Genomic DNA, 13,656 nt, shown 5'->3' on the forward strand with positions numbered 1-13,656 from the left:
GGTTGTGCGCAAAGCCGATCAGGCTTGATTGATCGTCTTGGAGATCACTTCAACCGTGGCGCTGACTTGCTCTTGGTAACGGTCGAGTTCGAGCTTGTGCTGCTTTTTCATTTCGATCTGCTGAGAACACAGATTCATCGCGGCCAGCACCAGCAGGCGGTCACCGATCAGCGTCGGGTACTTTCTTTTGGTGTCGGCCAAAGCGGCTTTCAACATCATTGCGGCGTCCAGCAGGGTTTGCTCTTCCCCGGCCGGCGCCTTGATCGAATAGTCCTCCCCCAGGATCGAGACGACTTTTACCCCTGCGGCGCCGACACTCATGCGCTGACCGGGCCGGCGCTGACGCGTTCAACCAGGGCCTGGATGCGGGCGGCGGTGGCGCCTTGTTTCTCTTCCTGTTCCATCAGGCTCAGTTGCAGGCTTTCGTTTTCATCCTTGGCCTGGGCCAGTTCTGCACTCAGGGTCTGGTTCTGTTGAACAAGGTCACTGACCAGTTGTTCCAATTGGCTTAGGGATGCTTCCAACATTTTGATTTTCCAAGCATTTTCAAGGGGCGCGTACGATAAAGAAAAGTCACCACGGATGCCAGGGTTAATGGGGCGCAAGGCCTTGATTTTCCTGGCGGGCGACCTTCCTCGCGAACTTTAAAGACTGTGATTGGCGGATCTGGTTCCTGCACTTCGTCGCCATAGTTTCTGTAACGGTCTGACTGCGACAAATACGCGCAGCCCCTCAAGACTTTAGTCGTATGACCGATAAGTCATCCATACGTCAGTCTCAGCGCCGCACAGGTGCGCTCTTTTCGGTAAACACCATGTCCCTTCGTAATATGAATATCGCTCCGCGGGCGTTCCTCGGTTTCGCCCTGATTGGCGGCCTGATGCTGGTTCTGGGGGTCTTTGCCTTGAACCAGATGAGCAAGATTCGCGGTGCTGCCGAGGAGATCACCTTGAGCAGCGTGCCGAGTATCAAAAGCCTCGACGAGTTCACTCAACTCACCTTGCGTCTGCGGGTGCTGTCCTACCGTTTGCTGGTGAACCGCGAGCCCGACGTTCAGCAGAAAACCATGGAGCTGCTGGAGTCGCGCAACCAACAGATTCGTGCGGCTCAGGCGACCTACGAAAAGCTGATCAGCAGCCCGCAGGAACGTGCAGCCTACGATCAATACGTACAGTTGCTGGGGCAGTACCGCCAGATCGAAGACCGGATGAAAACCCTGTCGCGCAACAACCAGGTCGATGAACTGCGCACCTTGCTCAACACCGATCTGCTGACCAACTCCGAAGCTGTCAACGCGGTGCTCAATCGCTTGCTGGAGATCAACACCCAGCAGTCCCTCGACACCAATCAGCGCGCTGCCGATCAATATGATTCGGCCTTCAATCTGGTGATCACCTTGCTGGTCATCGCCACAGGCCTGACCGTCCTGTTTGCCTGGCTGCTGACCAACAGCATCACCAAGCCAATCGCCAATGCCTTGAGCGCTGCCGAACAAATTGCCGAAGGTAACCTGACTCGCCCGATCACCGTTGATGGCGAAGACGAAGCCGGCCGTTTGCTGCTGGCCATGTCGAAGATGCAGGACAAGCTGCGTGACACCCTGCAGCGGATTTCCGGCTCGGCCACGCAACTGGCCTCCGCCGCTGAAGAGCTCAACAGTGTCACCGACGAAAGCGCCCGTGGCCTGACCCAACAGAACAATGAAATCGAACAGGCCGCCACCGCCGTCAATGAAATGACCAGCGCCGTGGAAGAAGTCGCGCGCAACGCGGTGAGCACCTCGGAAGCGTCGAAAAACGCCACCACGTCGGCCGGCGACGGTCGTGATCTGGTGCAGGAAACCGTCAGCGCCATCGAACGCATGAGCGCCGATGTGCAGAGCACGGCGACACTGATCGGCGATCTGGCCAATGAATCCCGCGACATCGGCAAGGTACTGGACGTGATCCGTGGCCTGGCGGACCAGACCAACCTGCTGGCCTTGAACGCCGCCATCGAAGCGGCCCGTGCCGGTGAAGCCGGGCGCGGTTTTGCGGTGGTGGCGGACGAAGTGCGTGCACTGGCGCACCGCACTCAGCAATCGACCAGCGAAATCGAACGCATGATCGGCAGCATTCAGACCGGCACAGAGCACGCGGTGGACTCGATGCGCAACAGCACCGAGCGCGCCGAGTCGACCTTGAACATCGCTCGCGGCGCAGGGATGTCGCTGGACACAATCAACAGCGCCATCGTCGAAATCAACGAACGCAACCTGGTGATCGCCAGCGCGGCCGAAGAACAGGCCCAAGTGGCCCGTGAAGTGGACCGTAACCTGGTGAACATTCGTGATCTGTCGGTGCAATCGGCCACCGGCGCCAATCAGACCAGCGCGGCGAGCAACGAGCTGTCGCGACTGGCAGTGGACCTGAACACGATGGTTGGACGGTTCAGCCTCTGACCCGCCCCCCCCCTGTAGGAGCCGGCTTGCTGGCGATGGCGTCTGTGAAATCGCCATCGCCAGCAAGCCGGCTCCTACAGGGGATTGCGTAATGGCGGATTTCGCGTAGGGCTTTTGATCTGCAAAAGCTTTTTGACAGCATCACATTTCAACAGGTTAGAATCGCTGGCACGCAGACTGCATGGTCAGTGTGTGCCCGCCTTTCAGCTTTCTGGAGTATTGCCTTTGAATGCGACGACCATCAACAGCCTGTTCTTGATCGGCGCGTTGCTGGTAGGTGCGAGCATTCTGGTGAGCTCACTTTCGTCCCGCCTCGGCATCCCGATTCTGGTGATCATCCTGGCCGTGGGCATGGCCGCCGGCGTCGATGGCGGCGGGATTATTTTCGATAACTACCCAACGGCTTATCTGGTCGGCAACCTCGCACTGGCAGTGATCCTGCTCGACGGCGGTTTGCGTACCAGGGTGTCGAGTTTTCGCGTGGCGTTATGGCCGGCGCTGTCGCTGGCCACGGTCGGGGTGTTGATCACCACCGGGCTGACCGGCATGGCCGCGGCGTGGTTGTTCGATCTGAACCTGATCCAGGGCCTGCTGATCGGCGCCATCGTCGGCTCCACGGATGCTGCGGCGGTGTTCTCGCTGCTCGGCGGCAAAGGCCTGAACGAACGGGTCACCGCCAGTCTCGAAATCGAATCCGGCAGCAACGACCCGATGGCGGTGTTCCTCACCGTCACCCTGATCGACATGCTCGCCAGCGGCCAGACCGGCCTGCACTGGAGCCTGCTGACCCACCTGCTGCGCGAGTTCGGCATCGGCGGCGTAATCGGGCTCGGCGGCGGCTGGCTGATGCTGCAACTGGTCAACCGGATCAATCTGGCCACCGGCCTCTATCCGATTCTGGTGATCGCCGGCGGCCTGGTGGTGTTCGCCCTGACCAACGCCCTGCACGGCAGCGGTTTCCTCGCGGTTTACCTGTGCGGCCTGGTGATCGGCAACCGTCCGGTACGCAGCCGCCACGGCATTCTGCACATGCTCGACGGCATGGCGTGGCTGGCGCAGATCGGCATGTTCCTGGTGCTGGGCCTGCTGGTCACGCCGCACGACTTGCTGCCGATTGCCCTGCCCGCGCTGGGCCTGGCGCTGTGGATGATCCTGTTTGCACGGCCACTGTCGGTGCTGGTCGGCCTGCTGCCCTTCAAGGCCTTCCACGGTCGAGAGAAAGCCTTCATTTCCTGGGTCGGCCTGCGCGGCGCGGTCCCGATCATTCTGGCGGTGTTCCCACTGATGGCCGGCCTGCCCAACGCCCAGCTCTACTTCAACCTCGCCTTCTTTATTGTGCTGGTGTCGCTGCTGGTACAAGGGACGAGCCTGCCGTGGATCGCCAAACTGTTAAAGGTGACGGTGCCACCGGAACCTGCGCCTATCTCGCGCTCAGCCCTGGAAGTGCATGTCACCAGCGAGTGGGAGCTGTTCGTTTATCGCCTCGGCGCCGAAAAATGGTGCATCGGTTCGCCCCTTCGCGAACTGAAAATGCCCGAAGGCACACGCATCGCCGCACTGTTTCGTGGCCAGCAACTGCTCCATCCGTCGGGTAGTACGGTGCTCGAAGTCGATGATTTGCTCTGCGTAATCGGCCACGAACACAACCTGCCGGCCCTTGGAAAACTGTTTAGCCAGGCGCCTCAACGAGGCCTCGATTTGCGTTTCTTCGGCGACTTCGTACTCGAAGGAGATGCCCAGCTGGCGGCGGTTGCTGCCCTGTACGGGTTGAAAGTCGAAGGCATCGATCCGGATATGACTCTGGCCAGTTTCATTGCTCACAAAGTGGGCGGTGCGCCAGTCGTGGGTGACCAGGTGGAATGGAACAACACCATCTGGACCGTCGCGGTCATGGAGGGGAACAAGATCGGCAAAGTGGGCGTCAGATTCCCCGAAGGAAGTCGCCCGGGTCCGGGACTCTTCCTCTAAACTTCATTCTTCGTCTCGTTTTCGATCGGTCTCTATGCCAACCCTGCGCACCTTTTTCATCATGGCCCTGCTGGGCTTGAGTCTGTCTGTCGGCACACTGCAAGCGGCGGAACCACCGTCCAGCGAAGCCGTGCAGGCGAGCCTGGACAAGATCGCCGACCGCAAACTGCCGGAAGCCGATCAGAAAGCCCTGCAAACGCTGCTGCAAAGCACGCTGACCCAGCTCAACAACAAGCGTGATTACGAGCGCAAGCTGGCCGATCTCAAGCAGCAACTCGCTACCGCGCCCAAGCAGAACATCGAGAACCAGCGCGAACTGACGCGCCTGAAAGCCAGCAGCGCCATCCCTGTGGCGCAACGCTACGGCAAAGAATCCGTGCAGCAGCTCGAGCAGATGCTGACCGAGCGCGCGACCCAGCAAAGTGATCTGCAAAAAGCCCTGGCTGATGCGAACAGCCTGGTCATTACCGCCCAGACCCGCCCTGAGCGCGCCCAGGCTGAAATTTCCACCAGCCAGACGCGCATCCAGCAGATCAATAACATCCTCAAGCTAGGCAAAGACAACGGCAAGACCTTGAGCGGCGAACAGCGCGACCTGCTCAATGCCGAACTTGCGGCACTCAATGCGCTGATCCCGCTACGTCGCCAGGAACTGGCCGGCAACAGCCAATTGCAGGACCTGGGCAACAGCCAGCATGACTTGCTCTCGGAAAAATCCGACCGCCTGGATCGCGAAATCCAGGAGCTGCAAAACCTGATCAACCAGAAACGCCTGGCCCAGTCCCAGGAGACGGTGACGCAGCAGTCCATCGAAGCGCAGAAGTCCGGCGGCAGCGCCCTGCTGGCCACCGAAAGTGCGGCAAACCTGAAGCTTTCGGACTACCTGCTCAAGAGCACCGACCGTCTCAACGAAGTCACCCAGCAGAACCTGCAAACCAAGCAGCAACTCGACAACGTAACCCAGAGCGATTCGGCCCTCGACGAGCAAATCAGCGTGCTCAAGGGCAGCCTGCTGCTGTCGAAAATCCTCTACAAACAGAAGCAAGGCCTGCCGCGCCTCAAGGTCGACCGCGACCTGGCCGACCAGATCGCCGACATTCGCCTGTATCAGTTCGAAGTCAGCCAGCAACGGGAATTGCTCAGCAACCCGGCGACCTATGTCGACAACCTGCTGTCGACTCAGCCGCCCGAGCAAGTCACCCCGCAACTGCGCAAGAGCCTGCTGGAACTGGCCACGACCCGCGCCGACCTGCTGGAGCGGCTGAACCGCGAACTGAGCGCGGTGCTCAACGAATCGATCACGCTGCAACTCAATCAGAAGCAACTGCTCAGCACCGCGCAAAGCCTGCGGGCGACCCTCGACGAACAGATGTTCTGGATTCCCAGCAACAAGCCGCTCGATCTTGAATGGATGCGCGGCGTGCCGGAACGTCTGCAACGCCAGGTGGCGACCCTGCCGCTGGCGTCGAGCGTGAGTGAATTGATTGACGGCCTGACTCAGCGACCGCTGCTGTTTCTACCGTTGGTACTGGTGATCGGCGCCCTGCTGTGGCGGCGCAAAAGCCTGTATGCCCGACTGAACAAGGTTCACCAGGACATCGGCCACTTCAAGCGTGACAGCCAGTTGCACACGCCGCAGGCGATTCTGATCAATATTCTGCTGGCATTGCCGGTTGCGCTGGGCCTGGCCCTGTGTGGCCTGGCCCTGCAAATCGACGCTCGAGGGCAGAACGCCAACATGGGCGCGGCGCTGCTGCAAATGGCTCAGGCCTGGCTGGTGTTCTACACCGCCTACCGGATCCTCGCGCCGGGCGGCGTCGCCGAACTGCATTTCCGCTGGGAAAAGCCTCAGGTCGAATTCCTCCAGGGCTGGATCCGTCGTCTCGGGCTGGTGGTCATGGCGTTGGTCGCAGTGGTGGCCGTTGCCGAGCTGCAACCGGCGGGGCTGGCCGATGACGTGCTGGGCATGCCGGTCGTACTGATCTGCTACGCCTTGATGACCTGGCTGCTCAGCCGATTGCTGATCAGCAGCCCGACGCACGAAAACGCCTCGTTGTTCCGCAAAGCGGTCGGGGTCATGTTTACCGTCCTGCCTGTCGCGTTGTTTGTGGCGGTGTGCTTCGGCTACTACTACACCGCGCTGAAGCTCAGCGACCGCTTGATCAACACGCTTTACCTGCTGATGTTCTGGCTGGTGATCGAAGCCACGTTCGTCCGCGGCCTGAGCGTTGCGGCACGCCGTCTCGCCTACCAGCGCGCCCTGGCCAAACGTCAGGCAGCGAAAGAGGCCGGCGATGGCGAAGCGGTGATCGAAGAGCCGACCCTGGACATCGAGAAGGTCAACGAGCAGTCGTTGCGCCTGATTCGCCTGGCGCTGCTCGGCGGCTTCATCGCTGCGCTGTACTGGGTCTGGTCCGATCTGATTTCGGTGTTCTCGTACCTCGACAACATCACCCTCTACGAATACACCAGCGGCACCGGCGCCAACATGAGCATGGTGCCAATCAGCATCGGCGACATGCTGGGTGCGCTGATTATCATCGGCATCACCTTCGCCCTCGCGCGCAACTTGCCAGGGCTGCTGGAAGTGTTCGTATTGTCGAAGCTGAACCTGGCGCAGGGCAGCGCCTACGCCACGACCACGTTGCTGTCTTACGTGATCGCCGGCATCGGTTTCGTCTCGACCCTGTCCACGCTCGGCGTGAGCTGGGACAAGTTGCAGTGGCTGGTGGCGGCGCTTTCGGTGGGACTTGGTTTCGGGATGCAGGAGATTTTTGCGAACTTCATCTCCGGGATCATGATCCTGTTCGAACGCCCGGTGCGGATCGGCGACACGATCACCATCGGCAACCTGTCGGGCACGGTCAGCAAGATCCGCATCCGCGCCACGACCATCACCGACTTCGACCGCAAGGACATCATCGTCCCGAACAAGACGTTCATCACCGGGCAACTGATCAACTGGTCGCTGACCGACACCATTACCCGGGTGACCTTGAAGCTCGGCGTCGATTACGGTTCAGACCTGGACCTGGTGAAAGAACTGCTGCTCAAAGCCGCCCGGGACAACCCGCGCGTGCTGAAGGATCCGGAGCCGCACGTGTACTTCCTGAACTTCGGCGAAAGCACCCTCGACCACGAGCTGCGCATGCATGTGCGCGACCTCGGCGACCGCAACCCGGTACTCGATGAGGTCAACCGCTTCATCAACCGCGAGTTCAAGAAGCAGCACATCAACATTTCGTTCCGGCAGATGGAGGTTTACCTGAAGAACCTGCACGGCCAGGAATACAAAATGGTGCCCATCGAGCCGGAAACCAAAACCATCGTGCCGATGGCCGATGGCAAACCGCTGCAAGAGCCGCCGCCCGCCAAACTCGACTAACCGCCCTATCCCTAGCAGAATGCTCGGACATTCTGCTGGAGATGGCCGGTGAAAGCCCTCGACGAACTGACCTTCGATAATCGCTTCGATCGCCTGGGCGATACGTTTTCTGCCCACGTACTGCCCGAGCCCATCGAAAACCCGCGCCTGGTCGTCGCGAGCCCTGCCGCCATGGCGCTGCTCGACCTTGATCCGGCCGTGGCCGAAACCCCCGAATTCGCCGAGCTGTTCAGCGGCCACAAGCTCTGGGCTGACGCGGTGCCGCGAGCGATGGTTTATTCCGGGCATCAGTTCGGTTCCTACAACCCACAGCTGGGCGACGGTCGCGGACTGCTGCTGGGCGAGGTCTACAACGAGGCCGGCGAGCATTGGGACCTGCACCTCAAGGGCGCCGGCCAGACGCCTTTTTCGCGCATGGGCGATGGCCGTGCGGTGCTGCGTTCGTCGATCCGCGAGTTTCTTGCGTCCGAAGCGCTGCATGCCCTGAACATCCCGACCACCCGCGCGTTGTGCGTGATCGGCTCCGACACGCCGGTGTGGCGCGAAAAACAGGAACGCGCAGCCATGATCCTGCGCCTGTCACCGAGCCATGTGCGCTTCGGGCATTTCGAGTATTTCTACTACACCAAACGCCCCGAAAAGCAGAAAGAGCTCGGCGAGCACGTGCTGGCCATGCACTTCCCGGAATGCCTCGAACAGTCAGAACCGTACCTGGCGATGTTCCGCGAAATCGTCGAGCGCAATGCCGAGCTGATCGCCAAATGGCAGGCTTATGGCTTCTGCCACGGCGTGATGAACACCGACAACATGTCGATCCTCGGCATCACCTTCGACTTCGGCCCGTTCGCCTTCCTCGATGACTTCGACGCCAACTTCATCTGCAACCACTCCGATGATCAGGGCCGTTATTCCTTCAGCAACCAGGTGCCGATCGGCCAGTGGAACCTCAGCGCCCTGGCCCAGGCGCTGACGCCGTTCATCAGCGTCGAAGCCCTGCGCGAAACCCTCGGCCTGTATTTGCCGCTGTTCCAGGCTCACTACCTTGACCTGATGCGCCGTCGCCTCGGCTTCACCACCGCCGAAGACGATGACCAGAAACTGCTGGAACAGCTGCTGCAACTGATGCAGAACAGCGGCGTCGATTACAGCCTGTTCTTCCGCCGCCTCGGCGAGGAGTCACCCGAGCAGGCCGTCGCCCGCTTGCGCGACGACTTCGTCGACATCAAGGGCTTTGATGCCTGGGCAGAACGCTATGTCGCCCGTGTTGCCCGCGAAGGTGAAGTGGACCAGCCACAACGCCGCCAACGGATGCATGCGGTCAATCCGCTCTACATCCTGCGCAACTACCTGGCACAGAAAGCCATCGATGCGGCGGAGAGCGGCGACTATTCAGAGGTTCGCCGGCTGCATGCGGTGCTGAGCCGGCCGTTCGATGAGCAGCCGGGGATGGAGGGTTACGCCGAACGGCCACCGGAGTGGGGGAAGCATTTGGAGATCAGTTGTTCGTCTTGAGGGAGTTCAATCCAAAGGATCGATGACACTGACAACACGAGCGACGATGTCGGCCATCGTGACGTCATCCAGTCGCTCGATAAATTTGGCCGAGCCATCACGGACTCGTTGTTCAATGTCGAAACTGCGTACTTGGTTGCACACTGCAACGCCGTTCGTTTCGTGACCAGAAACTATGACCGCCAATCCGGAGTTTCGGCTAAAGCTCCCACCACTGGTTATCGGCACGGTCATGCTCACTCCGAGCGAGTTTATTTCCCTGGGCGTAATCACCACGAAGCGATGCCGGTTCATCATCTCCCGGCCCGCAACCGGATTTGGATCAATCCAGTAGACATCACCCCGCTGCGGGGCTTGCCGCCTAACCATCAGCCCAGCTCCCGGCCGACTGGATCGCCCTCTCGTGCAAATGCTGTCTGCGCGTTCAGCTCGGCTACTTCCTCAGAACCCTCAAGCAATTCGGCGAGGCTGTAGCGTTTGCGAAGTGGCTGTCTGACCGGACGAGCGATCAACTCCCCGTCGACCACGCTCAACTCCAACTGCGCCCCTACCTCCAAGTGCAAAAGCTTCAGTAGTGTAGGTGACAGAGTAATTACGGCTGCACCACCTTGACGCCGGATTTTCGATGTCACGGACATGGGATCGCTCCTATCCGATAATTTAAAGATATCGAGTTCTCGATGAGTGCAACAAAAGTAGCACGCGGAAAAAGACAAAAGCGAATTCCTCATTAGGGGGTGAACGTAGTTGCCTCCAGCGTAGCCACCGGAAACAAACTGAAGGCCCGAAATATGTGAGCATTTGCGACATCGCAGCACCCAACTGAAACCTTTTCCAGCTTGATAAAAGCTTCATTCGACTCCAGATCAGCTTCACTGATTACCCATTTATTCAGAGCCCGATTATGTCCGACCCACTCCTGATCCCCTGCCCCCACTGCAACGGCCTCAACCGCATCCCCGCCGAGCGCCTCGGCGATCAGCCGAAATGCGGGCGCTGCAAAGCCGAGGTCTTGCTGAGCAAGCCTTTCGAATTGAAACAAGGTGACTACGCCAGTCAGATCAAGGGCGATCTGCCGTTGCTGGTGGATGTGTGGGCAGACTGGTGCGGGCCGTGCAAGTCGTTTGCGCCGGTGTTTGAGCAGGCAGCCAGTCAGTTGGCGGGCAAATGCAGGCTGGCCAAGCTGGACAGCGAGGCGAATCAGCAGTTGTCGGCGCAGTTGGGGATTCGCTCGATTCCGAGCCTGGTTCTGTTCAAGAACGGCCGGGAAGTGGCACGCCAGAGCGGGGCGTTTCCGTTGCCGCAGTTGATGAGCTGGTTGCGTAGTCAGGGGATTTAAGAACACCGCGATCAATTGTGGGAGCGAGCCTGCTCGCGATTGCTATCTGTCATTCAACATTGATGTTGTCTGACACACCGCTATCGCCGGCAAGCCGGTCTCGCTCCCACAGGGGTTCGGTGGTGCCGGGAAGATCAGGCGTTTTCGAGCAGGCTATGCAGCTCGACGAATTGCTGGGTCAGCTTGTGCCGGGGGTCGAGGTGGATCAGCGGCGTGTTGGCCTGATGCGATTCGCGCATGCGCACCGAAGTGCCCAGGTACACCGGCAGCACGGGCAGCCCTTCGGCAATCAGCTCGTCGAGGATCTGCTGCGGCAGGCTGGCGCGGGCTTGGAACTGGTTGACGACGATACCCTCGACCTCCAGCCCTTCGTTGTGGTCGTCCTTCAATTCTTCGATTTCCGCCAGCAGACCGTACAGTGCCTGACGCGAGAAACTGTCGCAGTCGAAGGGGATCAGTACACGATCGGCGGCAATCAAGGCAGACACCGCATAAAAGTTTAGTGCTGGCGGCGTATCGAGGTAGATCCGGTCGTAATCTTCGGCCAGCTCATCGAGCAGTTTGCGCAGCTTGTTGATCTTGTGTTTCGCCTCAAGTTTGGGCTGCAAGTCCGCCAGTTCGGCGGTGGCGGTGATGACGTGGAGGTTGTCGAACGGGGTTTCGTAGATATCGACCTGGTTTTTCTTCGAGAACGGGCCTGAAGACAGGGTTTGCTTGAAGAAGTCGGCAATCCCCATCGGAATGTCATTACCGGTGAGCCCGGTGAGGTACTGGGTCGAATTGGCCTGAGCATCAAGATCCACCAACAGGGTGCGATAGCCCTCGCTGGCACTGACCGCCGCCAGATTGCAGGCAATGCTGGATTTGCCTACGCCGCCTTTCTGATTGAATACCACGCGCCGCATGTCAAAACCTCCGTGTATCAAAGATGACCGAGTGTAGTAGTCCACGGCGTCGCTTAGCTACCTCGCCGGCACAGGGACTACGCAGTCAGGTGCAAACACTCACTGAAAAAGCCGACTTCTCGTCCGGAAAAATGCTCTCGGCGCCGACAGACATCCGTCCACCGATGTGGATAATGGCCAAACGACAGCTTTTCACGAACCAATCGGTACATTTCGTTGAGCAAAATGTAACCAGCATTTGCTACGCGCCCGCCGCAACGGGATAATGCGCGCCACTCGACGCTTAGCGTCACGTCAGGTGAATCGCTGATTTTGCGACTTGCCTCGTCAAGAAAGCCCGCAGGGGCGGGATGAATGTCTGTGATCAACTTCAACATCGCCCAATGGCGCGCGTGGGCCCCTGGGCTCGAAAGCGTGGACGATTGGCAGGCCTGGAGCCGACAACCGGTCGTGCTGCCAAGCTGCGATGCCGCCCCCGACGTCTCGTTTCTGCCGGCCATGCAACGGCGGCGGCTCAGCCGTCTGGCGCGGATGGCGTTCAGTGTCGGCTGGCCATTGGCCGATGGTCGCCCTGACCTACCGTTGGTCTTTATTTCCCGCCACGGCGAAACCCCGCGCACCTTCGATATCCTCAGCGATCTGGCCGCCGACCAGCCCCTGTCGCCGACCCAGTTCAGCCTGTCTGTGCACAACGCAGTCATCGGCCTGTGGTCGATCATGCGCGGCGAAACCAGCGAAATGACCGCGCTGGCTGCGGCCGGCGATGGCCTTGAACACGGTATGCTAGAGGCTGCGGCGCTGCTTGGCGAAGGAGCGCCCGCCGTCCTGCTGGTGGTCACCGAAGAGCAGCCACCCGAAGCCTATTCGACCTGGATCGACGACGTACCCTTTCCCTACGCGGTGGCTTTGTTGCTCACGCCGGGCAATGACTGGCAACTGTCCTTGAACAGCACTTCGGATGAGTTGTCCAAAGCCCACTGGCCCCATGCCCTGAATCTCTTGCGTACCCTGCTGGGCCAGCAGACCACCTGCCAACATGCCTGGAAAAATCGTGTATGGAACTGGCAACGCAATCGGTAACCGAAAAAAACCGCGACGCCTATTACTGGCGTTTGCTGGCCACCGCCGCAAGCTTCACCCTCTTCGGATTGGGCGGGCTTTGCCTGCGCCTGGTGGTATTCCCGGTGCTGGGCTGTCTGCCCGGCGATGCGCAGACGCACCGCTTGCGTGCGCGGCAAACCGTCAGCCGCTGCTTCTGGTTTTTCGTCCGGTTCATGGCCCGCACCGGCGTGCTGACCTACGATATCGAGGGCGCGGAAAAACTCGGAAGGCCAGGGCAGATGATCATCGCCAATCACCCGTCGCTGATCGACGTGGTGTTCCTGATCGGCCTGGTGCGCCATTCCAACTGTGTGGTCAAAAGCAGCCTGTGGGAAAACCCCTTCACCCGTGGCCCGTTACGCTGCACCGAATACATCAGCAACGACGGCAGCATGGACATGCTCGACGCCGCGGCCGACGCGCTGAAAAGCGGCCAGACCCTGATCATTTTCCCCGAAGGCACCCGCACCCAGCCCGGCGAAGCACCCTCCTTCCATCGGGGTGCGGCGTCGATCGCACTGCGCGGTGCGAAAATTCTCACACCGGTGGTCATCAAGGTTAGCCCGACCACCTTGACCAAGGCTGAACCCTGGTATCGGATCCCTAAACGTCGCGTGCACTTCAGTTTCCGTGTCGGGGCCGATATAGACCCACAGGCCTTCGCTGCACAAGGCCCGGCGCCTCAAGCCTCGCGCAAGCTCAATGATTACCTGCATCACTACTTTATTAAGGAGCTCGCCGAAGATGAGCGATCTGCACCGTGAAATCAAAGAACTGATCATCGAAGCCCTGGGCCTCGAAGACATCAGTGAGCAAGACATCGGCGACAACCAGACGCTGTTCGGTGAAGGCCTGGGCCTGGACTCCGTCGACGCCCTGGAACTCGGCCTGGCGATCCAGAAAAAGTACGGCATCAAAATCGATGCCGACGCCAAGGACACCCGCAATCACTTCAGCAACGTGGCGAGCCTTGCGGCGTTCGTCACTGCAAAACAGGCAGCTTGAG

Annotated in this window: 13 protein-coding genes and 1 pseudogene; 9 read left to right on the forward strand and 5 right to left on the reverse strand. The window is 59.9% G+C overall.

Going from position 1 to position 13,656, the window contains the following annotated elements; genetic code table 11:
* Positions 1-18 precede the first annotated feature (18 nt).
* Together IB254_RS16775 and IB254_RS16780 are read right to left on the reverse strand one after the other, a co-directional pair.
* Positions 19-321 (reverse strand): cell division protein ZapA, encoded by a 303-nt coding sequence (locus IB254_RS16775; protein WP_192418133.1) that lies wholly within the window; start codon positions 319-321, stop codon positions 19-21.
* Positions 318-527: a hypothetical protein gene (locus IB254_RS16780; protein WP_008025106.1), complete on the reverse strand. Its 210-nt coding sequence runs from the start codon at positions 525-527 to the stop codon at positions 318-320. The genes IB254_RS16775 and IB254_RS16780 overlap by 4 nt, the downstream gene beginning before the upstream one ends.
* Positions 528-829: 302 nt before the next feature.
* On the opposite strand from IB254_RS16780, the pseudogene IB254_RS29905 reads away from it, so the two are divergent.
* From IB254_RS29905 to selO, 5 genes and pseudogenes are all read left to right on the forward strand, one after another.
* Positions 830-1,585: pseudogene (locus IB254_RS29905) on the forward strand (MCP four helix bundle domain-containing protein); the annotation flags it as partial.
* Positions 1,577-2,440: a methyl-accepting chemotaxis protein gene (locus IB254_RS29910; protein WP_407013414.1), complete on the forward strand. Its 864-nt coding sequence runs from the start codon at positions 1,577-1,579 to the stop codon at positions 2,438-2,440. The pseudogene IB254_RS29905 and the gene IB254_RS29910, both read left to right, overlap by 9 nt.
* A 225-nt stretch (positions 2,441-2,665) precedes the next feature.
* Entirely contained in the window at positions 2,666-4,408 is a 1,743-nt protein-coding gene (locus IB254_RS16790; protein ID WP_008025108.1) for a potassium/proton antiporter, read from the forward strand.
* A gap of 34 nt (positions 4,409-4,442) precedes the next feature.
* Positions 4,443-7,793: a mechanosensitive channel MscK gene (gene mscK, locus IB254_RS16795; RefSeq protein WP_192418134.1), complete on the forward strand. Its 3,351-nt coding sequence runs from the start codon at positions 4,443-4,445 to the stop codon at positions 7,791-7,793.
* Positions 7,794-7,841: 48 nt separating this feature from the next.
* Complete coding sequence (gene selO, locus IB254_RS16800; RefSeq protein WP_192418135.1) at positions 7,842-9,305, forward strand: protein adenylyltransferase SelO; 1,464 nt, start codon at positions 7,842-7,844, stop codon at positions 9,303-9,305.
* Positions 9,306-9,311: 6 nt separating this feature from the next.
* On the opposite strand, the gene IB254_RS16805 is transcribed toward selO, so the two are convergent.
* Together IB254_RS16805 and IB254_RS16810 are read right to left on the reverse strand one after the other, a co-directional pair.
* Positions 9,312-9,674, reverse strand: coding sequence for a type II toxin-antitoxin system PemK/MazF family toxin (locus tag IB254_RS16805; RefSeq protein ID WP_192418136.1), 363 nt, complete (start codon positions 9,672-9,674; stop codon positions 9,312-9,314).
* Positions 9,674-9,943, reverse strand: coding sequence for a PbsX family transcriptional regulator (locus tag IB254_RS16810; RefSeq protein WP_192418137.1), 270 nt, complete (start codon positions 9,941-9,943; stop codon positions 9,674-9,676). The genes IB254_RS16805 and IB254_RS16810 overlap by 1 nt, the downstream gene beginning before the upstream one ends.
* A 266-nt stretch (positions 9,944-10,209) precedes the next feature.
* Here IB254_RS16810 and trxC point away from each other — a divergent pair, with 266 nt between their 5' ends.
* Positions 10,210-10,644 (forward strand): thioredoxin TrxC, encoded by a 435-nt coding sequence (gene trxC / locus IB254_RS16815; protein ID WP_192418138.1) that lies wholly within the window; start codon positions 10,210-10,212, stop codon positions 10,642-10,644.
* 134 nt (positions 10,645-10,778) lie between these two features.
* Here the strand turns inward: trxC and IB254_RS16820 are convergent, their stop codons facing one another.
* Complete coding sequence (locus IB254_RS16820; RefSeq protein ID WP_008025116.1) at positions 10,779-11,549, reverse strand: ParA family protein; 771 nt, start codon at positions 11,547-11,549, stop codon at positions 10,779-10,781.
* 354 nt (positions 11,550-11,903) lie between these two features.
* Here IB254_RS16820 and IB254_RS16825 point away from each other — a divergent pair, with 354 nt between their 5' ends.
* Genes IB254_RS16825 through IB254_RS16835 form a run of 3 tightly spaced genes read left to right on the forward strand, consistent with a single transcriptional unit; the run spans position 11,904 to position 13,655 of the window.
* Complete coding sequence (locus IB254_RS16825) at positions 11,904-12,629, forward strand: beta-ketoacyl synthase chain length factor (protein WP_192418139.1); 726 nt, start codon at positions 11,904-11,906, stop codon at positions 12,627-12,629.
* Positions 12,605-13,414, forward strand: a complete 810-nt coding sequence (locus tag IB254_RS16830; protein WP_192418141.1) for a lysophospholipid acyltransferase family protein — start codon at positions 12,605-12,607, stop codon at positions 13,412-13,414. Before IB254_RS16825 ends, IB254_RS16830 begins: the two co-directional genes overlap by 25 nt.
* Entirely contained in the window at positions 13,395-13,655 is a 261-nt protein-coding gene (locus IB254_RS16835; RefSeq protein ID WP_192418142.1) for a phosphopantetheine-binding protein, read from the forward strand. Before IB254_RS16830 ends, IB254_RS16835 begins: the two co-directional genes overlap by 20 nt.
* Position 13,656: the final 1 nt, after the last annotated feature.

It is taken from the genome of Pseudomonas sp. PDM03, assembly GCF_014852385.1.
GTDB classification, from domain to species: Bacteria; Pseudomonadota; Gammaproteobacteria; order Pseudomonadales; family Pseudomonadaceae; genus Aquipseudomonas; species Aquipseudomonas migulae.

What these genes read in the sequence shown, in the direction of transcription:
- IB254_RS16830 (WP_192418141.1), top strand. Translation starts at nt 12,605, where the DNA reads ATGGAACTGGCAACGCAATCGGTAACCGAAAAAAACCGCGACGCCTAT.
- IB254_RS16835 (WP_192418142.1), top strand. Translation starts at nt 13,395, where the DNA reads ATGAGCGATCTGCACCGTGAAATCAAAGAACTGATCATCGAAGCCCTG.
- mscK (WP_192418134.1), top strand. Translation starts at nt 4,443, where the DNA reads ATGCCAACCCTGCGCACCTTTTTCATCATGGCCCTGCTGGGCTTGAGT.
- IB254_RS16825 (WP_192418139.1), top strand. Translation starts at nt 11,904, where the DNA reads ATGTCTGTGATCAACTTCAACATCGCCCAATGGCGCGCGTGGGCCCCT.
- IB254_RS16820 (WP_008025116.1), bottom strand. Translation starts at nt 11,549, where the DNA reads ATGCGGCGCGTGGTATTCAATCAGAAAGGCGGCGTAGGCAAATCCAGC.
- trxC (WP_192418138.1), top strand. Translation starts at nt 10,210, where the DNA reads ATGTCCGACCCACTCCTGATCCCCTGCCCCCACTGCAACGGCCTCAAC.
- IB254_RS16805 (WP_192418136.1), bottom strand. Translation starts at nt 9,674, where the DNA reads ATGGTTAGGCGGCAAGCCCCGCAGCGGGGTGATGTCTACTGGATTGAT.
- IB254_RS16780 (WP_008025106.1), bottom strand. Translation starts at nt 527, where the DNA reads ATGTTGGAAGCATCCCTAAGCCAATTGGAACAACTGGTCAGTGACCTT.
- IB254_RS16810 (WP_192418137.1), bottom strand. Translation starts at nt 9,943, where the DNA reads ATGTCCGTGACATCGAAAATCCGGCGTCAAGGTGGTGCAGCCGTAATT.
- IB254_RS29910 (WP_407013414.1), top strand. Translation starts at nt 1,577, where the DNA reads ATGCAGGACAAGCTGCGTGACACCCTGCAGCGGATTTCCGGCTCGGCC.
- IB254_RS16775 (WP_192418133.1), bottom strand. Translation starts at nt 321, where the DNA reads ATGAGTGTCGGCGCCGCAGGGGTAAAAGTCGTCTCGATCCTGGGGGAG.